Origin of the sequence: Arthrobacter sp. AL05 (assembly GCF_029960715.1) — a bacterium.
Classification (GTDB): Bacteria; Actinomycetota; Actinomycetes; order Actinomycetales; family Micrococcaceae; genus Arthrobacter.
On sequence record NZ_JASBRC010000031.1, the window covers coordinates 1 to 9,431 of the forward strand.

The window sequence follows — 9,431 nt, forward strand, 5'->3', positions numbered from 1 at the left end:
GGTTCTTCCGCTGGCCGGCCTTCCTGCAGGGCTGCATGACCGCCCGCCCGGTGCGTAGACACGCGGTCAGATCGCGCTTCAGCGCCCCGCGGGACTGGAGGTAAAGGGACTGGTAGATCGTCTCGGGTGACACCCTCATCTCCGGCTCATCGGGGAACTCAACCCGGAGTCGTCCTGCGATCTGCTCAGCCGAATACTTCTTTTTCAGGTCCTCCTCCACCTTCGCACGCAACACCGTGTTCGTGTGCAGTTTCGCCGGTTTCGGCCGCGAAGCCCGCTCATACGCCAGAGCATGGGCCGACGTCGCCCGGTAAGGCAACCCGGCCACCGAATTGCGCCGCAACTCCCTGGAAACCGTGGAGGCCGCTCTGCCGACCACGGCTCCGATCTGCCGCAGAGATTGTCCCTGGGCGCGCAGTATTGCGATCTCCTCGCGCTGGGCGAAAGTCAGGCACCTGCCCTTCAGATCACGGCCCCGCCGGGGCCTGACACCACCGGCCTCGGCCAAGACCCTACGCCCGGTACGCCGGCTCGTATTGATCGGAACCACGGCATCGGTGATGAAATCACCCGCCTGCATCCCGGCCCAAAAAACCTGCAAGAGATCAGGCCTCAAATGAATTGAATACCCCGCCATAACAACACCCATCCGCTAAGTGTTGCAATCACCGCGAGAACCCAAGGATCCCTCAGCGGGCGCCCTTTTGCCATACGTCTGCTCTCTGACGTGAGTCTTTACTGCGCGCGGATGCCTCCACCCGGGTCGTGATTCTGGGCGGCATTCCTCAGCCCTGTCGTCGTTATGTACGACGCCCAATAGCTTCTGAAAGCTCGGCCGGAGTTTTTGATGAGACCAGGACGGCGGTACCGCCGCTGGTGTTGATTCGCACGGAGGGACCCCCTACCAAGTAGCCAGTCGTCTTGTTCGGCAGTATGCGCAATCCCATACCCTCGCGAACTCCCGTAACCCGGTCGGGGGCAGCCCCGGTGATCTGGTCATAGTGGATGGTCGTCCTAAACACACCCGCGACCCGAATATGCACCCCATTCGTTCCGAGGCGCACGACCGCTTGCATCAAAAAAGCGGCGGCGAATAAGGCTACAAGCAAGATCGCGAGGACCAGGCTCATCACACTCGGGATCTCAGCGCTCAGCGGGATCACCACCGCAGACGTGGTAAGTACGCCGAGAATGAGCACACCTACCCGGTATGAACCTGGCATGAGCGTGAGGAATGTTAGATCCGAAACGTCGTGTCCTTCGTTCACCCCGCCATCGTTGCCGGAAGCGGTTCGGCCGTCAAATCAACTCACGGCAAGTCACGTCGCGGGGACCGTCCACCTCGTCGGCACGAGTAGGCGTCCGTGAGGCTTTTTAGCGATAAATGGCCGTTTTTCGCATCGCTATATATTCCACTGAGCCGTCCGCAGACGGATCCCTCACCGGCCACTGACCGGCAGCAGCGCTCCTTACCGTTCAGGGAATCACCACGTGCTCGTCTGCGTACTCAGACTGAGGTCCCGTGGCCGGGCAGTCTATCGATTCCATGGTCGCCATCTGTTGGTCGAAGCCGTATCTGACGCAGGCGTTGACAGTCCGCTGCTCCCCCCAAAACCCACCGCTCGTGGTCACGTGATCCCTCAAGTAAATGTCCGCGGTGGGCCGGCCTCCAGGCGGCGTTGCGACTGCGTAGACACCTGGCATGGCCTCTTCCAGTTTCTGGCGTACTCGCTCGGAAGAACCAGGAGCGGTGTCCTCCAGTATCCGTGTGTAGGTTGCTAGTGCCTTGGTGGCCTTTTCGCGAATACTGTTACGGCCGATCTCTTCAATAGGTGCGCGACCGCATGAAGGGAGGATAACGACCATTGTCGTCATCACCACGACGATAGTTACTGCACGGCGGTTCACGTGAGCGCCCGGGTCGGTAATTCAGCGAACAAGCCAGTTCCTTTTGGTTCAGATGGAATGATTGAGAGGAAGGACCTAGGGGCTGTAAAACAGTCTGCTTTGGTCCTCGCATGGCATGTTCCAGCGCTGCGGCGGCATGGCTACCGCCGGAGCTCAATGAATGTGTGTTCGTATCTATCCGGTTTCATGTAGTCACCTACGAACTCCAAGTCCAGCCCCTCATCGTTCCATACCGCCCGGTATGTCCCGGCGCGGAATGGGTCGTGCGCGTTATTGGTAGTCAGCGACGCTACTTTCACATAAGTGGGCCAGTTTCGGGGCTCGTAGATCGTGAATCCGCCCGCTATGAGGACTGTCCTGTTGACGATCAGCACGCTTCTTCCGTCAGTCGGTGCGTGCAGCGTGTACGCGGTCACCGGGGTGAGCAAAAACAACGTCAAGGCCAAGTATGAGAACACCAGACCGATGCAGATGCCGGCCACCCATCCGGAGGCCTTTACGAGGCGAGCTATCCAGGGATGTCGAATCCTGTGAATTGCACTTCGCACCACTAGATACACGCCAGCAACGGCGGGGACTATCGCCAGGAGGGCCAGGGCGGTTCCCAAAGTTATGGCGTTAATGTCCGGAGCGAGAAGAATATAGATGTCCGCGGAATCAAGCTGGAGGAGTGTCCAGGACATCAGCCCGAGACAGGCCGCTACCAGAAGCCACGCGATTCCCAGCCAGATGGAGCTTCGCGCACGGTTACGTGCCGCGGTCAACGTGCCGTTTTCTTGGACTGTCATTCTCCGGCTTCACTCCTGGCATTCTTGAGCGTTGACTATCCGAGCCGCCGCTCGGCGTCCGATGAGGGTTTTCCGCGGCCACGGGTTCAGCGGGGGCCGATGAGGCAGCTGACTCATGTCTTAGGAACCTAGGACTGAATACCGAAGGTAGACCTTGAGCCCGGTGCGGTCATCAGAGATCCCGGTGCAGGTTTTACGCAACGTCCATAGGTTCATTGGCTCGCAACGTTCTGACACAACTCCCATGTCGGCAGCAAGTGACAGTGCAGTTTGCGGCTCTCTTATGTTGACAACCATCTCCCGCCAACAGCCTCCTGACCCACAGCGCTTGGAGATTTCCCCCGCTTCACTGGGCTGCGGAATAATCTGGAATGCAGAGCCGGGTGGAACTGCCCCTTCATCGATGGCGCTGCAGACCATCGATCCGATCCACGCGATCAAGACCAGCCCGAGCGCGAGCATTGAAAGACGTCCTACGCGCCGACGAGTCGTCATTTGAGGGCCCTCATGGACTGCGCCAGACACCGGGGCTGGCGGCGCTGTTTGCAGGATGTCCTACGAATGTTTACAGGCACACAATCAAATCGCAGAAGCAAAGATTCAGCGTTGCGCTTTCGAGCCATGTGTCCCCCAAATCGAAGACCTCAGACTACACGGCGGGCAGGTATGGATCGCCTAGAGATCGCCGGTCAGTGTCAGGTAGACAAGCCCTGAACGGGCGCTCTTTCCGCACACCAACGGACTTGCTGTCCGGACTCCATAGGGCCGAAAGTCGCCGGCGGCTGGACTAAGCTCCATGCAATGACATTGCGAAGCTGTGTGGTGCCACGTCTATTGGGGGTAGAAAAGCGTGAAGCATCAAAGTCTGAGGACGGCCGCAGCGGTGACGGCGGTCCTTTTCCTGGGGGCGGCACCGGCCGTGGGGGCTCCTGCGGAGATTCTCGACGTCGGCGGGACACCCCTCGGAGTAGTGGTTGGCAGTGACGGCACAGCGTACGTGGGCGATTACGGCGCCGGCGGGATTCGGGTGATACCGCCGGGAGCGTCCCAGCCTTCGCGCACGCTCAGTACGAGCATCAATGTCTCCGGGATCGCATTGGCCCCGGACGGCACGTTGTACGTGGCACAGCAGGACAGTGCCTCGGGTGAGGCAGTAGTGGGTGTCATACCGGCCGGGGCGGCGGGTGTCGTACGGAGCATTCCGGTGTCGGATGGGAACCATCTGATTGCCGCCGGACCCGACGGGACGGTCTTCGTTCCGAACCCTGCCGAGGGCACTGTGTCGGTCATTGCACCCAATGGATCGGCGGTGGACCGCATTGTTACGGTCGGGCCCGGCCCGGTGGAAGTGGCGGTCACGAAGGACGGCACCGCGTTCGTGACGAACCAGTACGGCGGGACGGTCTCGGTGATCCCGGCCGGGGCGGACACCGTCTCGCGGACCATCCAGGTCAGCTCCACGCCCGGGAGGACAGAGAACCCCCACGGGATCGCCGCCGGCCCGGACGGTAAGATCTATGTCACCAACATCAGTTCCAATCACGTCGCCGTCATCAAACCAGGCGCTGACGCCGTGGCCTACCGCATCTATGTCCCGGGCGGACCCACGGAGGCCGCCGTCGGGCCGGACGGGACCCTCTACGTGGCCAGCGCCCTACGTCCCGCCCTGTCCGTAATACCGCCGGGGACCAGAACAGCGGGTCCCTCGATCCCAACGGAGAGCAACCCCGGTCACCTTGCGGTAGCTCCGGACGGGACCATCATCGTGACGACCCCGGGCAGCGGCTTGGGAAACGGTTCCGTGGCCCGCTACGCCACCGCCGCTGCAGTTGCGGCTTCGGCCCCCGCCCCGGCCTCGGCACCGGTATCCGCCGCGACCCGACCCGGCGACGCGGTGACAACCCCGTGGAGCTCCCCGGCCGTAATCGCTGGAACGGCCGGAGCGGCAGCTCTCGTCATCGCCCTGCTCATCGTGGCCACGCAGCGCCGGCGAATGGCGTCCCTTCGCGACCGCGCCAGCGGGTCAGAGGAACACCCCGCCGATCACCACAGCGCAGGTTTCTGGAGCGGGCACGCCGATGCAGGCCAAAGCAAGTGATCTGGCCGAGCGGGCTTAACCGATTGTCCCGAGCTGATGTGGAAACCCGGACAGAAAACCGTAGCCACAGCTATCCGCGGGTCCACGCCACCCTGTCACCAACTTCGGATGGGCAGTTCGGTCGCAGGCAACGGTGTGCAGAGGTAGGAGGGGTCGCCAGCTATCTATATATGGCACGCTTCACTCCGCCGAAAGAAGTCAGTCCGAGCCACGATCGTCGCAAACAGGAAATGGCGAAAACACATGCCACTAGAGTTCATGGACATGCTGGCGCAGCCCAATCTTGGTTTCAGCCAGGCACTACTCTCAAATGCGAACCCGGAGTCAGTCGGGAATCATGACTGGCTGCGCGCTTCTCGACCTGCTAGCGGGCACCGTTTCTTGCATCGGTAGGGCTGGCGGACGGATCAAGTACGGCGCGAGGTAACCAGCGTCGACGGCGCGGTCATTTCATCGTGAAGTGAGACTGGCCTCTGGTCAGCGGCAGAGGATCGATACAGCTAGACTCTCAGCGCATGGGGACCGGGGGAAAAGTAAAGAGCTCGTTGAACATTCCGGTTCTGTGCCGCCTGGAGGCTGCGTGCCTGGCGCTTGCGGCCATGACCGCCGTGGCACAACTTGGCGCGCTGCTTTTGGTCATCGGCAGGACTGTACTGACTTTCTGGGCCGTCAGTGGCATGCTGCTGGTCGCCTCCGTGATACTTCGTCTGGTCTCCAATTGGGCAGCTCGCTGCATTGACGTGCCACCGTTTGCAGCGCATGTCCGGCTATTGCGCAGCATCGTGGCCTTTGCTGTGTGCCTCATCTGCCTGGGCGGCGCGTTCGGCGACCTGGGCGCCAGCTACCGCGTTCTAGATCCTCCTGCAGCCAACGGTTGCCGTGCCGTCGTGCGCGAGTTTTCTTTCCTCTTCGCCGGCAGGGGTGAAGTGTACGCGGTCAGGTTCGGCGGGATCGGATTGCGCGGGAGCTCGTGGACCACGGACGACGGGTATGAACCGGTTGCCGGCGGCTCGTACACCCTGGAGTGGGATGGGAACGATGGCGTCCTCAATCTCATCGGAGGCATTGACCCGGTATGGCCCGCCGTCCATGCCATCCCGTGCAGCTGAGCGGGAAATCAACGCACGGCCCAGCCCGGCGTGTTCGCTCATCGCGCGCCCGACCGCTCCGCCAAAATCCATCTCCATCGGTCAACCGGAGTACTTCATCAATGACGGCAGCGCCTGCACCTGATTTCCAACTGGCGAGCGTTCTTAGTCTCGCCTGAGAGATACCTGCGTCATCTGTAGGATACGTCCGGTAAAGGATCGGCTACCGGACACTTTTCCGCCGGAGGTTTTTGGGTGCTGACTGACCGGCAACTGCTGTGTAGTTGCCGGCCGGCGGGCACCACTGTGTCGTCGTAAGCTGTTTTTGGTCCAATGAGTAGGACTGCTGAAGTCCGAGGGCAGGCGCGTGTGGGCGTCGCCGTGGGCGGCGCTGAGTTGGGCCTGTGTCAGATAGAGGGTTCTGGAAAGATCGGCTCCTTCGAGACGGGCATCTCGGAGGTCAGCGCCGAGGAGGTCAGCACCTGAGAGGTCGCAGTCTCGCAGGTCCGCAGCGATGAGATAGGCGCCTCGAAGGTCTGCCCCACACAGCGACCTGGACTTCATATTCTTGCCCATGAGGTCTGCCCCCGGGACAAGCGCAGCATCTAGATGATCATCACCAGTTGCAAGGTATGAGAACCTCACTTCTTCGCTGACGTCCATGAGTACCGACCGAACCCGGGCGTGCATGTCGCCGAGGTTCAGGGAGAGGACCTTCTGCGTTCCGGCTATCGCAATTTCAATTGTCATTCTGAGCTCGTTGACCTGGTGCGAGGTGTCCGGGTCGAAGGTCCTGCTGGTAGCTTCTGCCAGGTACCAGAGCATTTCGTGGAGTTGTCGGACGACTTTGAAGGACGGGAACATGTCTTTCGCTGTTGCTGGATCCGCTTTCCAGCTGATTCCTTGGAAGAGGTTCTGGGAGACGTTTTGGCCGGCTCCGAAGCAGTCGAAGACAGTGCATCCTCGGAAGCCTCGCGGGCGCAGGCTGTCGTGGATGGTGCAGGAGAAGTCGGAGGCAAGGTTCTTGCAGGGAGTTCCTGCTGGTTTGTCGATGGCGAAGTCCGAGGTGCGGGAAAAGCCTAGGGCGGTGCAGCAGAGCGCGAAGCAGTTGGCGCAATCAGGGCGCAGTGATTCCCGGTCCAGGGCAGGTGAGGAGGGCGCGGCGGAGTCGGTCGATATGAAGGGCATGTGATCTTCTCTGGATGAGTTCGGTGAGGGGCCGGGTGCCAGGGGAACTCGCGAGGGAGTCCCCTTCGAGGGCACACGGGATCACCGCTTCCGAGGGAAGCGAACGGGAACCGCTGCATCGACTCTGGGTCACAGAGAAAGTAAGAATGTCACTGCGGTCAAACGTAGCATCACGTCCTGCCCGCCCGTAAGCCGATCGGCGTACGGGAAGCCGGCAACGCGTGCCGCGATGAGGCAACAGCAATTGATGGAGGGCGCGGAGTCCTCAGAGCCGGTCAGGCAACCTTGATCTAAGTTCTTCTGCGTAGGACGCGATGACCTGACGCCGGTTTCGGGTGAATGTTTTAGCCTGCATGTCCAAGACCGCCCGGCTCCCGTGCTCGTCCAAGCCCAACAGCTGACCCACCCGACGGATCGCTTCGTCCATGTCCTGTGAATCCTCGATCTCCTGGAAGACCTCGTCTCGCCGATCCATCGCATGCACTAGAGCCTCGTGGAGCATCAACTGCTGCCTGATCTGCCGCTCGTCCTCATTCATGCGGCGATTCTCGCACGACGAAGGTAATGGCACGGAATACCGCTGGAGGATCCCTTTATGAGGTTGCAACATGCAAGGAATAGCGCTTGTCGGTGTCGGTCGAAAACGCCGAACCCCATTGCTGAGAGTCACAATCAAAGACAGGGCTAAAACAGCCGCTGGTAGCGTTCAACGATGGGGACCAAGAACAGAGTTGTCAGATCCATCATCGTTTTCGTCGCAGGCTTTGTGCCTTGGGCGCTCCTGTGGGAGTCCATCGGAGCCGTACAGGCCTTCCTCACAGGGGTCGTCGTCGCGGCGGCGGCGGGCTTTGCTTTGAGCCGCTCTGCACGGCAGACTCACCGGTGAGTTTCTGTGACGGGCCCAAATGGGGTTTGCCGGGGCGGGCAACCGCGCGCCCGGTTGTGGATCGGTTTCCGGACAATGGTCTGACTCACCGCAGTGCTAAGAATCATGTGAGCGAATGTGGAACGACCGGTTACTCTCCTACACTTCCATCGATTGCTTCGCGCAGGAGATCAGCATGACCGTTGTGCCGGGCGGTTTCTTCCAGAATGTGCGTAAGAACCCATCGCAGGTTCCACTGGCTTCCGTCCCGGTCAGTACCCACGGACAAATCATCGAGGGAACAGTTGAGCAATGCGGTGCGACTTCGCGCGCAAGCATCCCTGTATAGGTCCCGCAGCTCCTGCGGGTCATCATTGGCAGCGCTGTGAAATTCCCAGTCCCGGTCTCCATCCCACGGAGCACTCCCCCAAGGCTCAAGTTCCTTTTCATCCTTGCCCAAGAATCTAACTTGAATCCAGTCGTCTTCAACGAGAGCCAGATGCTTGAGCAGACCCCCAAGAGTCAACGTCGAGGTTGTCAGTCGACGGTTCAGATCAGCGCGTCCCAGGTCCTGGGTCTTGAGGAGAAGTGTCGCTCGCTGGTAATCCAGAAACTGCTGAAGATTCGAGCTTTCATCTCGACATGACTGCGGATCCACTCGTTCCATGAAGGAAGTCTTACACGACTTCACTGCTGGTGGGCGATACGTCCCGTATGCCGTTCCTTAAACCGGACATGTAGTGGGCCGCGACTTAGTCATCGGGCGAGTCTCGCAGATTCCCGCAGAGGGATCGGCGACCAGGCACGTGTCCGTAGCTTGCCTACACTCGAATGCATGATCAACGTTGTCAGCGAAGCGTATTCGCGTCGGGCCGTGGAATACGTCGAACGCTTCGCTTCACTCGGTGCTGCGCACCCTTCAGATCGTCAACTGGTGGCGACGTGGGCGGATGGCATCGAGGGTGCAGTCATCGACGCCGGCTGCGGTCCGGGGCATTGGACCAACTTCCTCAGGGAAGCGGGGGTCCCTGCAGTCGGCGTGGATCTGGTTCCGGAGTTCATTGCGCACGCCCGCGGTGCTTATCCCGGCATCCCGTTTCGGACAGGCAGCCTCGACGCCCTCGACGTCGGCACAGGGTCAATGGGTGGAGTGCTCGCCTGGTACTCACTGATTCACTATGAGCCAGGCACGATCCGCACTCCTCTCCTTGAGTTCAGTCGGGTCCTTAAACCTGGTGGCGCCCTGCTGATCGGCTTCTTCGATGGTCACGTCGTCGAGAGGTTCGATCACGCGGTCGTCCCGGCATACCAGTGGCCGGTAGGGGATCTCTGCGACGAACTGGTGGCTGCGGGCTTTAATGTGGTCGAGACGCACGCACGGACAACCACCGGGCAGCGATCGCACGGAGCAATTCTCGCCATCCGCTGAGGTGTTCGGTAGAGGATCGGCGGATTCAGGCGGTCATTGCAACAGGAGGTTTTCGATCAGTTCGATC

At 60.7% G+C, this 9,431-nt stretch carries 9 protein-coding genes; 3 read left to right on the plus strand and 6 right to left on the minus strand.

Annotated elements, in window-relative coordinates:
- From QK287_RS17960 to QK287_RS17970, 3 genes are all read right to left on the minus strand, one after another.
- Window positions 1-649 (minus strand): helix-turn-helix domain-containing protein (locus QK287_RS17960; protein WP_282361072.1); only part of this gene is annotated, 649 nt, incomplete at its 3' end.
- A gap of 151 nt (window positions 650-800) precedes the next feature.
- A complete protein-coding gene (locus QK287_RS17965; RefSeq protein WP_282361075.1) occupies window positions 801-1,268 on the minus strand; it encodes a hypothetical protein in 468 nt (155 codons plus the stop codon).
- A 780-nt stretch (window positions 1,269-2,048) separates the two neighbouring features.
- Window positions 2,049-2,696, minus strand: a complete 648-nt coding sequence (locus QK287_RS17970) for a hypothetical protein (protein ID WP_226775792.1) — start codon at window positions 2,694-2,696, stop codon at window positions 2,049-2,051.
- Between the two features lie 850 nt (window positions 2,697-3,546).
- Between QK287_RS17970 and QK287_RS17975 the strand changes: the two genes are divergently transcribed.
- Window positions 3,547-4,794, plus strand: coding sequence for a hypothetical protein (locus QK287_RS17975; protein ID WP_282361077.1), 1,248 nt, complete (start codon window positions 3,547-3,549; stop codon window positions 4,792-4,794).
- Window positions 4,795-5,339: 545 nt separating this feature from the next.
- Entirely contained in the window at window positions 5,340-5,903 is a 564-nt protein-coding gene (locus QK287_RS17980) for a hypothetical protein (RefSeq protein ID WP_282361079.1), read from the plus strand.
- A 144-nt stretch (window positions 5,904-6,047) separates the two neighbouring features.
- Here QK287_RS17980 and QK287_RS17985 read toward each other — a convergent pair whose 3' ends face one another.
- The 3 genes from QK287_RS17985 to QK287_RS17995 all read right to left on the minus strand — a co-directional run bounded on the left by QK287_RS17985 (window position 6,048) and on the right by QK287_RS17995 (window position 8,602).
- Window positions 6,048-7,070, minus strand: a complete 1,023-nt coding sequence (locus tag QK287_RS17985; protein ID WP_309485703.1) for a pentapeptide repeat-containing protein — start codon at window positions 7,068-7,070, stop codon at window positions 6,048-6,050.
- Between the two features lie 265 nt (window positions 7,071-7,335).
- Window positions 7,336-7,608 carry a DNA gyrase subunit A gene (locus tag QK287_RS17990; RefSeq protein WP_282361081.1) on the minus strand — a complete coding sequence of 91 codons (273 nt, stop codon included), beginning with the start codon at window positions 7,606-7,608 and terminating at the stop codon, window positions 7,336-7,338.
- A gap of 478 nt (window positions 7,609-8,086) precedes the next feature.
- Window positions 8,087-8,602, minus strand: coding sequence for a DinB family protein (locus QK287_RS17995; RefSeq protein WP_226773369.1), 516 nt, complete (start codon window positions 8,600-8,602; stop codon window positions 8,087-8,089).
- Window positions 8,603-8,770: 168 nt separating this feature from the next.
- On the opposite strand from QK287_RS17995, the gene QK287_RS18000 reads away from it, so the two are divergent.
- Window positions 8,771-9,364: a class I SAM-dependent methyltransferase gene (locus QK287_RS18000; protein ID WP_282361083.1), complete on the plus strand. Its 594-nt coding sequence runs from the start codon at window positions 8,771-8,773 to the stop codon at window positions 9,362-9,364.
- Window positions 9,365-9,431 lie beyond the last annotated feature (67 nt).

Excerpts from the sequence above, each read along its gene's own strand:
- QK287_RS17970 (WP_226775792.1), bottom strand. The coding sequence starts at position 2,696 with ATGACAGTCCAAGAAAACGGCACGTTGACCGCGGCACGTAACCGTGCG.
- QK287_RS17985 (WP_309485703.1), bottom strand. The coding sequence starts at position 7,070 with ATGCCCTTCATATCGACCGACTCCGCCGCGCCCTCCTCACCTGCCCTG.
- QK287_RS17990 (WP_282361081.1), bottom strand. The coding sequence starts at position 7,608 with ATGAATGAGGACGAGCGGCAGATCAGGCAGCAGTTGATGCTCCACGAG.
- QK287_RS17995 (WP_226773369.1), bottom strand. The coding sequence starts at position 8,602 with ATGGAACGAGTGGATCCGCAGTCATGTCGAGATGAAAGCTCGAATCTT.
- QK287_RS18000 (WP_282361083.1), top strand. The coding sequence starts at position 8,771 with ATGATCAACGTTGTCAGCGAAGCGTATTCGCGTCGGGCCGTGGAATAC.